Origin of the sequence: Streptomyces sp. NPDC096176 (genome assembly GCF_044763255.1) — a bacterium.
Lineage (GTDB): Bacteria > Actinomycetota > Actinomycetes > Streptomycetales > Streptomycetaceae > Streptomyces.
In genome coordinates, this window is record NZ_JBIWFV010000007.1 from 437,223 (window position 1) to 452,080 (window position 14,858).

General features: G+C 69.3%; 17 protein-coding genes and 1 pseudogene. 10 read left to right on the forward strand and 8 right to left on the reverse strand.

What is annotated here, in order from left to right; all coding sequences use genetic code 11:
* Window positions 1-265 precede the first annotated feature (265 nt).
* Window positions 266-712, forward strand: a complete 447-nt coding sequence (locus ACIQ7Q_RS22315) for an SRPBCC family protein (protein ID WP_403864712.1) — start codon at window positions 266-268, stop codon at window positions 710-712.
* Between the two features lie 142 nt (window positions 713-854).
* The gene (locus ACIQ7Q_RS22320) at window positions 855-1,970 is read left to right on the forward strand and encodes a PP2C family protein-serine/threonine phosphatase (protein WP_403864715.1); all 1,116 of its coding nucleotides are present in this window, start codon (window positions 855-857) and stop codon (window positions 1,968-1,970) included.
* 221 nt (window positions 1,971-2,191) lie between these two features.
* On the opposite strand, the gene ACIQ7Q_RS22325 is transcribed toward ACIQ7Q_RS22320, so the two are convergent.
* Window positions 2,192-3,154: a Ku protein gene (locus ACIQ7Q_RS22325; protein ID WP_403864718.1), complete on the reverse strand. Its 963-nt coding sequence runs from the start codon at window positions 3,152-3,154 to the stop codon at window positions 2,192-2,194.
* A gap of 254 nt (window positions 3,155-3,408) precedes the next feature.
* On the opposite strand from ACIQ7Q_RS22325, the gene ACIQ7Q_RS22330 reads away from it, so the two are divergent.
* Window positions 3,409-3,948 carry a GNAT family N-acetyltransferase gene (locus ACIQ7Q_RS22330; RefSeq protein ID WP_403864721.1) on the forward strand — a complete coding sequence of 180 codons (540 nt, stop codon included), beginning with the start codon at window positions 3,409-3,411 and terminating at the stop codon, window positions 3,946-3,948.
* Between the two features lie 116 nt (window positions 3,949-4,064).
* On the opposite strand, the gene ACIQ7Q_RS22335 is transcribed toward ACIQ7Q_RS22330, so the two are convergent.
* Window positions 4,065-4,610 (reverse strand): YciI family protein, encoded by a 546-nt coding sequence (locus tag ACIQ7Q_RS22335; RefSeq protein WP_403864825.1) that lies wholly within the window; start codon window positions 4,608-4,610, stop codon window positions 4,065-4,067.
* A 201-nt stretch (window positions 4,611-4,811) separates the two neighbouring features.
* Here ACIQ7Q_RS22335 and ACIQ7Q_RS22340 point away from each other — a divergent pair, with 201 nt between their 5' ends.
* From ACIQ7Q_RS22340 to ACIQ7Q_RS22350, 3 genes are read left to right on the forward strand one after another with little or no spacing between them, the layout of a single operon-like run.
* The gene (locus tag ACIQ7Q_RS22340) at window positions 4,812-5,240 is read left to right on the forward strand and encodes a hypothetical protein (RefSeq protein WP_403864724.1); all 429 of its coding nucleotides are present in this window, start codon (window positions 4,812-4,814) and stop codon (window positions 5,238-5,240) included.
* Between the two features lie 17 nt (window positions 5,241-5,257).
* Window positions 5,258-5,473 (forward strand): helix-turn-helix transcriptional regulator, encoded by a 216-nt coding sequence (locus ACIQ7Q_RS22345; protein WP_403864727.1) that lies wholly within the window; start codon window positions 5,258-5,260, stop codon window positions 5,471-5,473.
* Complete coding sequence (locus ACIQ7Q_RS22350; protein WP_403864730.1) at window positions 5,470-6,447, forward strand: NAD(P)-dependent alcohol dehydrogenase; 978 nt, start codon at window positions 5,470-5,472, stop codon at window positions 6,445-6,447. The genes ACIQ7Q_RS22345 and ACIQ7Q_RS22350 overlap by 4 nt, the downstream gene beginning before the upstream one ends.
* 86 nt (window positions 6,448-6,533) lie before the next feature.
* Here the strand turns inward: ACIQ7Q_RS22350 and ACIQ7Q_RS22355 are convergent, their stop codons facing one another.
* From ACIQ7Q_RS22355 to ACIQ7Q_RS22365, 3 genes are all read right to left on the reverse strand, one after another.
* Window positions 6,534-6,959, reverse strand: a complete 426-nt coding sequence (locus ACIQ7Q_RS22355) for a VOC family protein (protein ID WP_403864733.1) — start codon at window positions 6,957-6,959, stop codon at window positions 6,534-6,536.
* A gap of 270 nt (window positions 6,960-7,229) precedes the next feature.
* Complete coding sequence (locus ACIQ7Q_RS22360) at window positions 7,230-8,036, reverse strand: nucleotidyltransferase (protein WP_403864735.1); 807 nt, start codon at window positions 8,034-8,036, stop codon at window positions 7,230-7,232.
* 4 nt (window positions 8,037-8,040) lie between these two features.
* Complete coding sequence (locus ACIQ7Q_RS22365; RefSeq protein ID WP_403864738.1) at window positions 8,041-8,280, reverse strand: hypothetical protein; 240 nt, start codon at window positions 8,278-8,280, stop codon at window positions 8,041-8,043.
* A 96-nt stretch (window positions 8,281-8,376) separates the two neighbouring features.
* On the opposite strand from ACIQ7Q_RS22365, the gene ACIQ7Q_RS22370 reads away from it, so the two are divergent.
* Window positions 8,377-9,174: a MerR family transcriptional regulator gene (locus ACIQ7Q_RS22370; protein WP_403864741.1), complete on the forward strand. Its 798-nt coding sequence runs from the start codon at window positions 8,377-8,379 to the stop codon at window positions 9,172-9,174.
* Window positions 9,171-10,073 (forward strand): hypothetical protein, encoded by a 903-nt coding sequence (locus ACIQ7Q_RS22375; RefSeq protein WP_403864744.1) that lies wholly within the window; start codon window positions 9,171-9,173, stop codon window positions 10,071-10,073. The genes ACIQ7Q_RS22370 and ACIQ7Q_RS22375 overlap by 4 nt, the downstream gene beginning before the upstream one ends.
* 147 nt (window positions 10,074-10,220) lie before the next feature.
* On the opposite strand, the gene ACIQ7Q_RS22380 is transcribed toward ACIQ7Q_RS22375, so the two are convergent.
* Window positions 10,221-10,502 (reverse strand): hypothetical protein, encoded by a 282-nt coding sequence (locus ACIQ7Q_RS22380; RefSeq protein WP_403864747.1) that lies wholly within the window; start codon window positions 10,500-10,502, stop codon window positions 10,221-10,223.
* A gap of 37 nt (window positions 10,503-10,539) precedes the next feature.
* Window positions 10,540-12,297 (reverse strand): S8 family peptidase, encoded by a 1,758-nt coding sequence (locus ACIQ7Q_RS22385; RefSeq protein WP_403864750.1) that lies wholly within the window; start codon window positions 12,295-12,297, stop codon window positions 10,540-10,542.
* A gap of 513 nt (window positions 12,298-12,810) precedes the next feature.
* Here ACIQ7Q_RS22385 and ACIQ7Q_RS22390 point away from each other — a divergent pair.
* Window positions 12,811-13,578 (forward strand): TetR/AcrR family transcriptional regulator, encoded by a 768-nt coding sequence (locus ACIQ7Q_RS22390; RefSeq protein WP_403864753.1) that lies wholly within the window; start codon window positions 12,811-12,813, stop codon window positions 13,576-13,578.
* A gap of 175 nt (window positions 13,579-13,753) precedes the next feature.
* On the opposite strand, the gene ACIQ7Q_RS22395 is transcribed toward ACIQ7Q_RS22390, so the two are convergent.
* Entirely contained in the window at window positions 13,754-14,095 is a 342-nt protein-coding gene (locus tag ACIQ7Q_RS22395; protein ID WP_403864756.1) for an SCO0607 family lipoprotein, read from the reverse strand.
* Window positions 14,096-14,350: 255 nt separating this feature from the next.
* Here ACIQ7Q_RS22395 and ACIQ7Q_RS22400 point away from each other — a divergent pair.
* Window positions 14,351-14,716 (forward strand): annotated as a pseudogene (locus ACIQ7Q_RS22400) (transposase); the annotation flags it as partial.
* Window positions 14,717-14,858 lie beyond the last annotated feature (142 nt).

The window sequence follows — 14,858 nt, forward strand, 5'->3', positions numbered from 1 at the left end:
TCAGAGGGCAGCCGACTGCCCCGTCTGGACCTGCCGGACTGCGCGGGCAGGGTGATCGGCATCAGGCTGGGAGCCGAGCCCATGAGCGGCCGGAGTGCACGTTCGGTGCGGCCACGCCGAACCGTCGAGCCTAGGAGGGGTGGTGGTCGGCCATCGGGATTCCACGACGTCCGCAGCATGCTCGGCCCCGTCGCGCTCGTCTCGTTGGACGCCATGACCGGCGCCCTCTTCCCTGTCCCCGCGCTGCAGAAGGAACGTGATCGGTGTGGCCCGGAACCGCCGTCTGATCCTGAGCTCACCGTCCGAGGTCTGGCGCCTGCTCTCCGACGGCCACCGCTACGGAGAGTGGGTGACAGGAACCCAGCAGGTCCTGGCGGCGGACCCGCACTGGCCAGAAGTGGGCGCCCGCCTGAAAGTCCGGATCGGCGCCGGCCCCATGACCCTCGACGACACCTGCGTCGTCCGCATCTGCGAACCGCTGAACCGCCTGGAGCTGGAAGCGAAGGCAGCCCCCTTCGGCGCAGCCCGCATCGCCATGAACTTGCTCCCCTGGGGCGGGAACACCCTCTTCACCCTCGACTGGCACCCCCTCCGTGGCCCCGGCACCCGGATGCACGGACTCCCCGTGGACTACATCGTCTCGGTCCGCAACGGCATGATGCTGACGAAGCTGGCCCGGATCGCGGTACGAGAGCATGCCGCCGGCGCTTGAGGGCCTTGCAGTGCACCAGAGGCGGATCAGCCCTGGCCCGGGCTCGTCCCACGTCGACGGAACGATCCGCCGTCACGTCGGCGACCGGACCTGCGGTTGTCCGGGTTGTGCGCACCGGGCAGAGCCGGTGTAGAGAGGAGGTGTGTCACAGCGCCTCGAAGAACTTCGCCGGTCGGCGCGAGCGGGTCGCGCGGTCGTGGCCGTCCCGATCACGCTGATCGTGGTGGTGACCGTGATCGACGTCCTTGCACCGCCCCACATTCACCTGGGTCCGTTGCTGGTCGCAGCCCCGGCGATCACCGCAATTTTCGGCGGCCCCTGGATGACCGGGCTGGTCGCAGGACTCTCCGTGCTGGCTCAGGCGGTCATCGCGGTGCTGCGCGACCGTGACGAGTTGTTCTCGGCGAACCACCAGGCACAGATCGCTGCCCTGGTCCTGGTCGGAGCGAGCCTCGTGATCTTCTGCGTACTGCGGGAGCACCGTGCCAGAGAGCTGACACAGGTGAGATATGTGTCCGAGACCGCGCAGCGCGTCGTCCTGCGGCCGCTGCCCAAGCAGATCGGACCGCTGCGTGTCGCCTCCCTCTATCTCGCTGCCGAGGCCGAGGCGCAGATCGGCGGTGACCTGTATGCGGTCGCGCGCACAACCTCCGGCACCCGGCTGATCGTCGGCGACGTACGGGGCAAGGGCATGACCGCCGTCGGTGACGCCGCCCTGCTGCTCGGCGCCTTCCGGGGCGCCGCTCACCGCCAGGCGAACATGATCGAACTGGTGACCTATCTCGATCGAAGTGTGTGCTGGGACCTGGCTGAACCCGGAGAGACGGACCGGTCCGGAGAAACCTTCATCACCGCCACCATCCTGGACATCCCCGATCGAGGCACCAGGGTCGACATGATCGACTGCGGGCACCCACCGCCGGTTCTCCTGCGAGACGCCCGCGCCACGGCGATCGACACGTATCAGCCCGCACCTCCGCTGGGCCTCGGCGACCTGGCGCACCGTCGCTACCACGTCGACACATTCCAGTTCGAGGTGGGAGACCTGTTGCTGCTGTACACGGACGGGGTCATCGAGGCACGTGACTCCACCGGCGCCTTCTATCCGCTCACCGAGCGAATCACCGGCTGGACCGAGGCCGACCCGGAAGCATTCCTGCGGCGCCTTCGGCGCGATCTGCTGGACCACGTCGGTGGACGGCTGGGCGACGACGCCGCCATGATCGCGATCGGTCGTACACCCACGTCTCCGGCGTGACCGCCCCGGCCGGTGGGCCGGTGCTCCGCCGCCTCGCGCGGGAGCCGATCCGACCGAGGGTCGTGCTCGTGCGCGTACAAGCGCGGACACACGCGTCCGGTACGCCGGAACGAATGCCGAGGCATCGGATTTCAGCAGCACCCTGCAGCGAGAGCGCCGGCCCCGTCGACGAAGGCGTCGGTCATCGCCCTGGCCGGCCCGGAGAACGGCGTCCCGGCGGGCTAGGACGCGCGGCGCGGCTTCCGCCGCGCGGCGGTGGTCTTCTTGGCGGCCGTCTTCTTGGCCGCGGTCTCCTTCGCAGGCGTCTTCTTCGCGGCCGTCTTCTTCGCGGGCGTCTTCTTGGCCGCCTTCTTGGCCGCCTTCTTGGGCTCGGGCATCTCGTGAACCGTGGCGTGTTCGCCCTCGCCGCGGGACTCGCGGGCCTGGGCGACGGAGGCGTTCAGCGCGGCCATCAGGTCGACGACCTGCCCGCCCGCTTCCGGCTCCTCCGCGGCCGGGGCCGGCTGCTTGCCTTCCGCCTTGGCCGCGATGACCTCCTCGAGCGCTTCGCGGTAGTGGTCGGTGTAGTGGGAAATGTCGTCCTGGCCCATCGCGTCCATGAGGGCGAGGGCCCCGTCGACCTCCGAGTCGCCGATCTCGACGGCAGGCGGCGCCAACGAGGCGGGCGAGCGGATCTCGTCGGGCCAGTGCATCGAATGCAGGACGATCACGTCCTCCTTCACACGCAGCAGCCCGAGACGCTCACGGCCGCGGAGGGCGAATTTGGCCACCGCGACCTTCGCACTCCGGTCGAGGGCCTGGCGCAGCAGCTTGTAGGGCTTGGCGGCGACCTGACCGTCGGCTTGAAGGTAGAAGGAGTCCCCGAGCCGTACCGGGTCGATCGACTCCGCCGGCACGAACGCCACGATGTCGATCGCCTTCGCCGTGGGCAGCGGCATGTCCGCCAGGTCCTCGTCCGTGATGGCGACCAGCTGGTCCTTCGCGACCTCGTAGCCCTTGATGATCTCGTTGTCGGACAGCTGCTTCCCGTCCACCTCGCAGATCTTGCGATAGCGGATCCGGCCCATGTCCTCGAGGTGCACCTGCCGGAACGAGATGTCGTGGTTCTCGGTGGCGTTGAGGACCTTGATCGGGATCGTGACCAGCCCGAAGCTGATGGCGCCGGACCAGATGGGACGGGGCATGACGAGACCTCCGGTACAACCCCGAGACAGCCATGTGTGGGATCTCGGGTTCCGTGGCGAATCTCCCGCGGACGGCTGCTCGGCGGCCGATCGGCCACGAGTCCGAGACCGGCTGGTCAGCCTTCACGCATGGGAGTGAGTCGAACGTAGGACAGACCTGCCATGGACAGTGTCTTGGCAGTGCAGCCTCTCCGCCACCGGTTGCACTGGAGGTAGGCCATGAACCTTCCTGTCGTCACGCTCAGTGTTCGTCGTTGCGGGAGGCCGACCCCGCCTCGCTCGGCGACGCCGGTTCCTGGACCCAGCTCGACGAGCGGGACCTGACCGACGAGGAGCAGCCGGTACTGCCAGACGGATTCCGGTTTCGCACCTCCGACGAGGCCGGCCCGAAGGCCGCGGTCCAGGCCCATCTGGACGCCTGGGCGCCCTCGCCATACACGGCCGAGCGCTACCAGGGCGTCCGGCAGACGGCGACGTACCGCGGCGACCTGCACATCATGGCGGAGGCGCCGGACGGAACGATGGCCTCCTCGACGATCATGTGGCTCGACGAAGCGAACCAGACCGCCGAGTTCGAGCCGGTCGGGACGCATCCGGACTACCGGCTCCTGGGGCTGGCAAGGGCGATGCTTCGGCACGGGATGCATCTGGCGCGGGCGGCCGGGGCCACTCATATGACGGTCGCCTGCCTGGGTGCACCGGGGCATCCCCAGGCGCGCCGGCCGTACTACAGCGTCGGGTTCCGGGAGTTGACGCGGGACGCGCCGCTCATCAGAACCAAGACCGCGGGCTGAGGACCGGTCTTTCGGGTGGTCGCTGGTCACGCCACGTCGGCTCGGGCGACGACCTGACGTACGCGGGTGTCGTCGGCGTGGCGGGCCAGATGTCGTCGGCGTGGCGCGTCCCGGATTTATGACGGCCGCCCACCGAACTGCCAGTCATGGACCTCGATGTCGGCGTACCGGTCCTGGTTCAGGACGGCGCGCGCCGCGTCCGGGTCCGCGGCACGGAGCAGCACCGCGGTACCCAGCCAGGTGTGGCCGTCGTCGGACAGCAGCGGCCCATACGCGATCAGCTCGTCCCGGTCGGGCGGCACGACGAGGTCGGCAGCCTGCCCCGAGCCGAGGCCGAGCACCAGGTACCGGTTGCCATCGGTGTGGCCACCCGGGAAATCCCACATGGTGCGCCCGAGCATGTTGCGCCACCGGCGCAGCAGCACGTCCCGGTAGGCGCCGGCCTGGTAGTTGGGCTCGTTGAAGGCGAACGCGCGGGCGGCGGAGGGATGCGGCACGTCGACGATGTGCACGCTGCCGGTGGGCGTATCGCCGGCGAAGGTCGGGCCGCGAGCGATCATCTCCGTCGCGTACTGGTCCATGTAGGACCAGTGTTCTTCCAACAGCTCCTCGCGCAACGTGAGGGAGCCGGGCCGATCGCGGTGGTAGCAGAAGAACTCCATGCGCACAGACTCTCCCCAACGCACGGCAGCACCTCAACGGCTTTTGGCACATCGTCATCTGAACCGCGCAGCCCGACAGCCCCTCGGAACAGGGGCTCCCGCTCCTCACCGCGGTCGCAGCCGACCAAGCGAACCAGTCGCCCCCACGGTCCCATGTCAAAAATACTTTACGCGATGTCTGCTTTGCTTTACATTCAGGGTGTGACACACGAAGAAAAGCGCGCGTGGATCATCGCGGCGGTCACCGTCGCGACGTACGCGACCTACCTGACCGTCGTCCTGGGGCGCGCGACCAACTCTCCGCTCGCAGACGTCTCTTATGTGTCGGCCATGCTGTGGGCCGTCGGGGCCTCGATCGTCGCGTCGATCGTGCTCAGCATCGTCGTCTCGATCACAGCGCCCCGGGAGGCAAGCCGAAGGGACCAACGCGACAAGGAGATCCACCGGTTCGGTGAGTACGTCGGCCAGTCGTTCGTCGTCATCGGCGGGGTCGCGGCCCTGGCCATGTCGCTGGCCGAGCTCGACCACTTCTGGATCGCCAACGCGATCTACGCCGGCTTCACCCTGTCGGCGGTCCTCGGCTGCGTGGCCAAGATCGCCGCCTACCGCTGGGGCTTCCAGCCTTGGTGAGCCGGCAGACGAGAGTCATGAACTCGATCCGGTCCCTCCGGTTCGCGCACGGAGAGATGACGCAGGCCGAACTCGCCGACCGGATCGGCGTCACCCGCCAGACCGTCATCGCCATCGAGAAGGGCCGTTACTCGCCCTCCCTTGAGATGGCCTTCCAAATCGCCCGCGTGTTCAAGGTCCCGCTCGACGACGTGTTCCAGTACGTGGACAACAACGAAGGAGACACAACATGAAGGCAATCGTCCAGGACGTGTACGGCCCGGCCGACGTCCTGCAGCTCAGGGACATCGACAAGCCGGCGCCCGGCGACGACGACGTCCTCATACGCGTACGTGCCGCCGGTGTCGATCCGAGCGTCTGGCACCTCATGACCGGGCAGCCGTACCCGATGCGTCTCATGGGCTTCGGACTCCGCACGCCCAGACTCCGCGTGCGCGGCTGGGACGTCTCGGGGACCGTCGAGGCGGTCGGTGGCAACGTGACCCGGTTCCGGCCCGGGGACGAGGTGTTCGGCACCTGCGAGGGCTCCTTCGCGGAGTACGCGTGCACCCCGGCGGACCGGTTGGCGGCGAAACCGCCGGGAGCCGGCTTCGAGCAGGCGGCGGCCGTTCCGATCTCCGGCTTCACCGCACTCCACTCGCTTCGCGAGGAGGGGCGGATACAGAAGGGGCAGCGGGTGCTGATCATCGGCGCGGGCGGTGGAGTCGGGACGTTCGCCGTGCAGCTGGCCAAGGCGGTGTTCGAAGCCGAGGTCACCGGTGTCTGCGGCAAGGACAAGACCGAGCTGGTCCGCTCGCTCGGCGCGGACCACGTCATCGACTACACCCGCGACGACTTCACCACCGACAGCCGCCGCTACGACCTCGTCCTCGACACCGCCGGCAACCGACCGCTCTCCCACCTGCGGCGCGCCCTCGCCCCTCGGGGCACCCTCGTCCTCGTCGGAGGCGAAGGGGGAGGGCGATGGTTCGGCGGCCTGCACCGCTCCCTCGGAGCACTGCTCCTGTCCCCGTTCATCGGTCAGAACCTTCGCGCGCCCTTCGTCAAGGAGCCGAAGGAGGACGTCCTCCAGCCCCTGGCCGACTACCTCGAGTCCGGCCGGATCACCCCGGTCATCGACAGGACGTACCCCCTGAGCGAAGCCGCCGACGCCGTCCGCCACTGGGAAATGGGCCACACCCGCGGCAAGCTCGTCCTCACCGTCTGAGACGCCCCGCGTGCCGTTCGCCGGTGCCGGTTTGGCAGGTGCCCATTCCTCGGTAGTGACCGGACGGGTCATGGGCTCTGCTCCGTTCAGACAACCGGCTGGCCAATGCCCAGCATGTTTCCCTCGCTGTCACGGAACCAGGCACCGCGTTCACCCCGGGCACCCTTGCTCGGATAGTTCCCCTCGATCTCCGCGATCCCGTCCTGCGTTCGCAGCCCGGGTACGTCGACCTCCTCGAACACCACGCCACGTCGCTTGAGTTCGGTCATGACGGTCTCGATGTCACTGACCTCCCACCCCATCTGAGTGAAGGTGCCTGGCGAGGCTCCTGTCGATTGAAACAGTGCGAAGTCCGTGTTTCCGCACCTGTACAGCAGCCCACCGGGCCGTTCATCGACGGGCTCCAGACCGAGCTGCTCGGAGTAGAAGCGCCGCGCCCGCTCCAGGTCCTGGGCCGGGAGCCTGGTCGCCACGCGGCCCTGAGCCAGTAGGTTCCTGTCGTCCGTGTTCATGTTTCCACTGTGCCGTGAACCGGGGCCGGGCACCTCCCCTGCGTGACCACCACCGGCTGAGCTGCACGACCGGCTGGTCCTCTGCCCAAGCACTCCCTCCCATCCGCACGTCGTGGCCGGACGGCAGACCATTCGGCAGGGGATCCGTCGGTTCCGTGGGTCAAGGCGGTCTGCTCACTGTGCACAGGGTCCCGGCGCGACTGACACCGCTGCTGGGCAACCGAGGTGCCGGTGGCCGCTGAGAGGCCGCATCACGACACTGGTCGAGCGTCAAGGACGCGGTGCCTTCTCGCCGTGGACGGCCGTGTATTCGGCTGCGAGCCATGGGCCCAGGTCGTCGATGAGCATGTCGAGCACCACTGGATCGGACGAGGGCGTGCGGCCGATGGAGGCCGCGGTCCGCATCTGCTCGGCGCGCTCCGGATAGTAGCGGCCGAAGAGTTCGGCGGACTGGTCGAGGTCGCTGGTCCAGCCGCCCCAGCGGGGCATGATCAGGGTGAATCCTGTGCGGATGATGCGGCGGCCGACGAGGCGGCTGAGCGTTCGGCGATCGGCGTCCGTCGTGGCTGCGACGGCCTGGGCTCGCCAGCGTGGAAGCACGAGGGCCAGGTCGCCGTTCGTTTCGCGGGCGAGGAGGGCCGTGGGGCGGTAGCGAGGGAGCTGTTCTGCGAGGTCGGGCCCGAGCAGCGGGGTACAAAGGCAGGCGATGAAGAATCCGGCGTCGTGACGTTCGAGGTCTCTGAGCAGCACGCACGTACTCGTCAGCAGGATCCCGACGCCGTCGATCTGGGGGAATGCGCGGTCGAGTCCGGCCTCGATCGCTTTGGCGTCGGCGCGGTCGGTTTCGGTGGGCTCCTCGTGGAGAGCGAGTTGGAGGTCGAGGTCGGAGACGCCGGGTGTGGCCGTGCCGCGGGGGATGCTCCCGTAGAGGTAGGCGCTGTGCAGTCGCGCGCCGCCGAAAGTCTCGGTGATGTGAGCGCGGGCGGCGTCGACGACGGGGAGGAAGGCTGCGGGTACTCGGTCCAGGGCTCCTTCGCGTGCGATCGTTCCGTCGCGTTCCAGTCCTCGTCCGTCCATGGGATCACTGTGCCTTGCACTGCTGTGTGCTGCCCACGGCATGCTCGCCAGGATCGCCCTCCCCCTCGACCAACACGACCATCGTGCGCACGGTGTTGGTCACGAAGGCCAACGCTCGGCCGGACGAACTGATCAGAAACGTGTCGAGCTGCCCTGCGCCGATCCTCGCCCGGAGGGTCGCCGACACTGCGTCGGACGACACCGGCACAGTGCTGCCGTCATCGACCATCCAAGACTCGATCATGAGCACGACGATCCCACAACCGGCGTTGGGCCGGACCCGTCAGCCATGAAACGTGCGACTTGACCTTGTCGCAGCGACAACGTTTCTACTGGTGCCATGCGAATCGGAGAGCTCGCCGGGATCGTCGGCATCACCACGCGCGCGGTGCGCCACTATCACCGCATCGGGCTGCTGCCCGAGCCGCAGCGGCAGCCCAACGGGTACCGCGAGTACTCGCTGCGCGACGCTGTCGAGCCGGCCCGGATCCGTCGGCTGACCCAGCTCGGCCTGAGCCTGGACGAGGTGAGGGACGTGCTGGCGGACGACGCGGGCAGGGATCCCGTCGAGATCCTCACCGAGCTGGAGGCCGACCTGACCCGCCAGGAGGATGCCGTCCGGCAGCGCCGCGCCCGCCTGGGCAGGCTGCTCGAGGAGGCCGCGCAGACCGGGCAGCTGCCCGCCGAGGCCCCCGTCTCCCCCGAGCTCGCAGCCCTCTTCGATGACATGGCCCGCAACCCGGCCCGCCTGCCAGGGCCGGAGTCGGCGATGGCAGCCAAGGAGCGGGAACTGCTCGCCCTGCTGGCAACCGGCTCGCCAGGCGCAGACCACGGCTGGCTCGACGCCATGGTGCCCAGCCTCAACGGCGGACCGGAGGCCGTGCGGCGCGCCTACGAGGTCTATGCCCAGCTGGACGAACTGGCCGAGGCCGCCGCGGACGACCCGCGCGTGGAGCAGACCGCCCGCGCCATCGTCGGCAGCGTCCCGGACGAGGCGGCGCAGGCGATGGCGATCCCGGACGACCTCGACGTGGGCGAGAACGGCGGTTTCGCGGACGCGTTCTTCGCGGACTTCGCCGCCGCCCAGGCGGCGGCCGTGCGCCGCGCCATCGAGCTGCTGCAGGAGCGTGCCAGGTGAATGCGCTGAGAAAAACCGTGCGCTGGTCCTTCGCCGCACTCGTACCCGGGGAGCTCGTGCTCGTGCTGTGCGTGGCCGGCGGGGTGCCCGTAGCACCGGCTGCCCTGGGGACGGTGAGGTCGGCGGTGCTCGCGCCCATGACCGCGGCGACCGCCCTGATCTGCCTCGACTACCGCCGGCACCGCCGCGACGGGCTCGATCGCCGCCCCGCGTTCCTCTGCGCGATCGCCGACACCGTCCCGGCGCCCGTGCGCAGGCTGACCGCCCACGAGTTCTTCCTCACCACCAGCTTCCTTCGCTGGGTGACCCGCCGGGGCCCGCACGGCGTACGCGACGGCGACCTGCCCGTCCCGTACGCCCCCGGTCAGACGGCGGTCATGTACGGCTTCCTCTTCGTCAGCATCATCGAGACCGTCGCCCTCGCCTACCTGATCCCCTGGCCGGTGGTGCATGCCGTCACTCTCGTCCTCGACATCTGGGGCTGCTACTTCATCATCGCCCTGCACGCCTCGTGCGTGGTGCGCCCGCACGTGATCGGAGCCGACGGTTCACTGCACCTTCGCTACGGCGCCCTGCTGGACATCCGCATCCCCGCGGCCCGCATAACCTCCGTCCGCGTGGACCGCCAATTCCCGAGCGGCAGGCTGGCGGTCGTGGACGACAAAGGCGTCGCCGACATGGCCGTGGCCGGCCAGACCACGGTCACCGTGGAGCTCAACGACCCGGTGCGGTACGTACGCGCCCTGGGCAAACCCGCCGAGGCCTGCGTCTTCCGCTTCTACGCCGAGGACCCCGCGTCCGTCGTCGCAGCGCTGAGGGCGGGCGGCCGGTCCGCCGGTATGAACGGGCCCGGCGACACCCCCGGCTCCGACTCGGTCGGCGTCGCCCGCAGCCGGTGATCGAGCGGCAGCGTGGTGCTCGGCGATCAGCCCGCCGAGCGGCCGGGGCGGAAGGTCACGGCCCCGGCGATGGCGGCCGCTGTGGGGACCGAGGCGGGTGCGCGCTTTCCGCCGCCGAGTGCGGAGTTGCTGCGCCGACAACGGCGGTCACCCGTCCGTGCCCTGAAGGCGCCGTTTCGAGGACAGGGTCAGGGACCGCACCCACGGCTCGTGGGAGAGGCCCTCGACGCCGCGGCGGGAGAGGGTGCCAGTCACGACCGTGCGGTCCGAGGCCGGGTCATCGACTCCCGCGTCGCGGAGAACGTCGCGCTGGGCTGCCGTGGGCACTTGGTGCAGCCGGACGGTCACGAGGTAATTCCGGGCGTCCGGATCGCCGCCCGCGGTGTCCACGGCCGCCGAGAGGGAGACATCGAGCTTGGCGTAGTCCATGGTCCCGATGGTCACAGAACGGCGGCGTGCGAGGGCGTCAGAGCCGGTTCGCGTCGACGAGTCCGTGACCCCACTTGGGGTCGAACGCGCCCGCGTCCCTGCCCGGGATCGCCGCGACGGCGGTCAGGGCGGCAAGCACCTTCGCCGGATCCGCGCCCGGGTCGTCCTGGAGCAGCAGCGCGGTGAGACCGGCGATGAACGGGCACGCCATACTCGTTCCCTGGAACGCGACATGCCGGTTGTCGATCATGAAGGCTCTCCGCAGGTCAACGGCGTCCCGCGAGAGGGCGGAGACGATCATCGCACCAGGTGCGGTGAGATCCGGCTTGCTCGCCTCGTCGCGGCGCGGGCCCTCACTGCTGAAACTCGCGATGTCGTTCGGCGCCAGCCAGGTCGCCTCGCGGGTGACGCCGTCGATGTCCCGCCACTCCGTGCGGGTGGTGGAGGCCGCGACGGTGATCGCCGACGTGGCCGCACCTGGGGAGCCGACCTTGAACGCGTCGTGCACGGAGGGGCCGCTGAACTGCGGCTGCGGCATGGCTTCCGCCCGGCCGAGGATCCACACATCCGCCGTGCAGCTCTCACCTGTCACGCTCGCCCCCCGCAGCACCAGCCGCCACGCGGACAGGGCGAGGACAGAGGCGGGCGCGGTCGGTTCCACGGCCACGAAGAAGTTGTGGTCCCCGTTGGCCGGGTCAGGGCCGGGCGTGACGATCTGCACGGTGCCGTCGTCCAGTTCGAAGGTGCGCACCGGCGAGCCCGTCGTCGTCACCGGCCGGAACGGGGTGCTCTCACCCGAGGGCGACACCACGGCGACGTCCAGCCGGTCCGCCCCCGGGTACCAGCCGTTCAGCCAGAAGAGGTCCGGGGTGTCGTCGATCCGCCCCGCGTGGCAGGGGACGGAACGCAGGCCGCCGTCGGGGACCTTCATGCGCGCGTGAATGTCGTCGTCGCCCTCGTTGCCCGCGGCACAGCAGACGATCCTCCCCGGCCCGGACTCCTCCTCGATGGCGAGGGACATCACGTCCGTTCCGTCGTGCGGGTCGAAGTGGCCGCCCAGGCTCAGATTCACCACGGCCGGCAGATTCAGCTCGCCCGCCAGACGGAAGACGTACTGGATGCCGTCGATGATGTGGGCGTCCTGGAAGTCGGTCTTCACCGCGACGATCCGCGCGTCGGGAGCGACGCCTTCTGTGCCCGCCGCGGTGCCGGCAACGTGGGTGCCGTGTCCGTTCGTGTCTCGGGACAGCGAGCCTCCGCCCAGCGCCGCGCCGGTGAACTCCGCACCGTAAGGCCCCTCGGGCACACCGCTGCCGCCCAGCAGAGTCTGGTCCCAGATCCGTACGAGGCGGCCGTCGAACACGGGATGCGTCGGGTCGATTCCCGTGTCCACCACTCCGACGAGCACATCGCGCCCGGTGCGCCCGGTGCGGTTGCGGAACGCCGGTACGCCGACCTTTCCCTGCGCGAGGTCGATGCACGGGCGCAGTTGCGCGGCCGGCACCACACGGCGTACGCCGGGCTGTTCGGCCAGCCGCTCGACGGCGTCGAGCGGCACGATCGCCGTACGGATCCGGCGGCCGCCCTCGTTCACCTGAGCCTCGTCGCCCCATTCCGGCCGCACATCGGGGTCGCACTCGATCGAGACGACGACGCGCACCGGCTTGGCGCGCTGCTCGACCGAGACGAGCCCCATGATTCCCGCCGGCCTCCTCAGCGGTGCACGCCTGCGGCCTTCCGTCATGTAGCGCTCGTATGCCGCGGCGAGCGGCGGCGCCAGTTTCTCGATGCCCATGGCTTTCTCTCCTCGTGCGTGAGCTGGGGCTGTGGCTGTGGTCCGGGAGCTCCCGTGGCGTTCTCCACGGCGCGTCGTGCCACCGTGTACGCCGCCTTGCACACCGCCTCCTCCCGGGATCCCGCCCCCCTGGGCTTCTGGGCTTCTGGATGGCGCTCCGGAACCTCAACTCCTCGGCGATGCCGCCATTGACGCCGAAGACGCCGCCCGTTTCCTGCGCACGACCGGCGAGCTGCCTCCCCGCCGCGGGAAGCCAACTGCCGAACAGGGGCGAGGAGTTCGGCGAAGTCCGCATTCTTCGCTTGAGCCTCGTAGAGGACAGTGGGGAGACCGAGCGTGGGCTCGGCGTTGCAGCACCATGAGGCGGACGAGGCGTACCTGAAGATCGGCAACCACGAGCCGAACCGGGGCCGGTCCGTCGGGGGGCCCGTGATCACGGACCTCCCTGCGCGTTTATGCCCTACGCATGCGCCCTACGCGTATTTCGTACGCTTATGTCATATATGCTGCTCCGTGGGGGTGGGCACCGTCAAGGTCCTGGACATGATCATGAGCGACGAACCATCGAACCCGGGCCGGGGACGTCTGAGCCGTGAGCGGATTCTGCGTGCCGCCCTTGCGGTGGCGGACGACGAGGGCCTGCCGGCGTTGAGCATGCGGCGGGTGGCAGAGGAACTCGGGGTGGAGACCATGGCCCTGTACCGGTACACGACGAGCAAGGACGACCTTCTCGACGGGCTGGTCGAGACGCTGTTCCTGGATCTGGAGGCGCGACTGGCGGACGCCGGACCCGTCGTCATGGCCCTCGCCGAGACGCCCGGGCCGACGTCCCTGAACACGTCCGACCTGCGGCAGGCACTCCACGGCATCGCGCGTGAGATGTACCGGGTCGCGGTCGCACACCCGAACGTCGTCTCGCTGTGCGCGACGCGGCCCCTGATGATCCCGCTGACGCGCCGGCCTCATGCGGTCCTGCGGTCGCACGAGCGTCTGCTCGTGCTGCTGCGTGCGGCGGGGCTGGACGACGCGACCACTCTGCGGATGTACCGGGCATTCCTGTCCTGGGTCCTCGGCTACATCGTTGTGGACCTACGCGAGGTGGTCGACGATCCGGACGAGCCCGATCCCGCCTTCCGGCTCGGACTGCACCGTCTGCCGGCTCGTGACTTCCCCAGGCTTCGGGCGCTCGGGCCGGAACTGGCCGACCGAGGTGGGGAGGAACAACTCACCGCCGGGGTCGATGTGTTGCTCGACGGCCTGGTGGCCGCCACCGACGGCTGAGGGAGTCCTGACGCGCGTACTCGACGCGCGTCCGGGCGCCCGCCCTCAGGGCGTGTCCGGCGGATCGGGGACAGGTGCCGTCGGCCGGAGGGAAGGCCTGACCTGGAGCTCACGGGGGCGCGGTCCAGAAGTCGTGCGCCACTTGCGGGGCGCCATCCGGAACGCGAGCCGTTGGTCAGCCCGCGTCCGGCGCGTCGATGATCTTGCCGTCCTTGTCGAGCGTGTGGGTGTTCCAGTACACGTCCCACTTGTCGTCCACCTCCTGCGGCACCTTGCCCTCCGGGTATCGCGCGAATCCCGCCGGGGGCTCTTCGCCGTTCGAGACGCATGCCCCACCGGTGCCGTTCACTGTCAGGACGGGGTACTCGTTGCCCATGCAGATGTCCTCCTTGTACTCGAAGGACGCGCATCCGGTGAGTGCCACGACTGCGGCGGAGCCGGCGAGAGCGGCGGCGGCAACAACCCGGAGCCTGCCGGGGCGGAAGGCGGTGGCGGGTCGGCTGATTCTGTGGGACATGGGCACGATCGTCTCCAGTCGTTCGGTCTGCCCACATCTTCGCCGCCGATGTCCACCGAGCCCTGAGCACGCGTACTCAGAAGCGCAGGCGCGGATGCTCAACACCCCGCAATCCAGGGGCAGGAGGCCCGGTCCCACCCGCCGGACGCCGCCGGGCGCGAACGGTTCGCGTGTCACTTCTCACGTTCGCCCCCCGGCCGCACTGACGGGTATGAGCTACGACGACCTGCGTGCACTGTTCCTCAACTGCACGCTGAAGAAGAGCCCGGAGCGCAGCCACACGCAGGGCCTGATCGACCTCAGCTCGCGGATCATGGAGAAGCAGGGCGTTCCGCCGCCGGCCTTGTCCCCGTTCCCAGAGACTCCGGACGCCGCACCGGCAACCTCCACCGCCCCAACCGCTACAGCCGACGCCTGCCCCGGGTCTTCTACCTGTTCGCCCAGACCAACCTCATCCGCGAAGGACCCGACCACGACTACGACTTGAAGAAGCGTGCCGAGGGCTGCAAACACATCCAAGCCGTGATCGCCCTCGCCCGCCGCCGCGTCAACGTTCTCTGGGCGCTGCTCCGGGACGGAAGGCTCTTCTCCAGGCAGCAACCATCCATCTGCCCGGCCTGACACGGTCTGAGACGGCCTCAGTAGCTGCGGTCGACCGAGGAGGCCTAAGAGGTCGTTTTCGTCCGATGTTTCATCCCGGAATGGGCTGTTTAGCGGTCTTCTTCGGGTCGCGCCAGGAGATGGTGGTCTCGCCGGTGAGGCG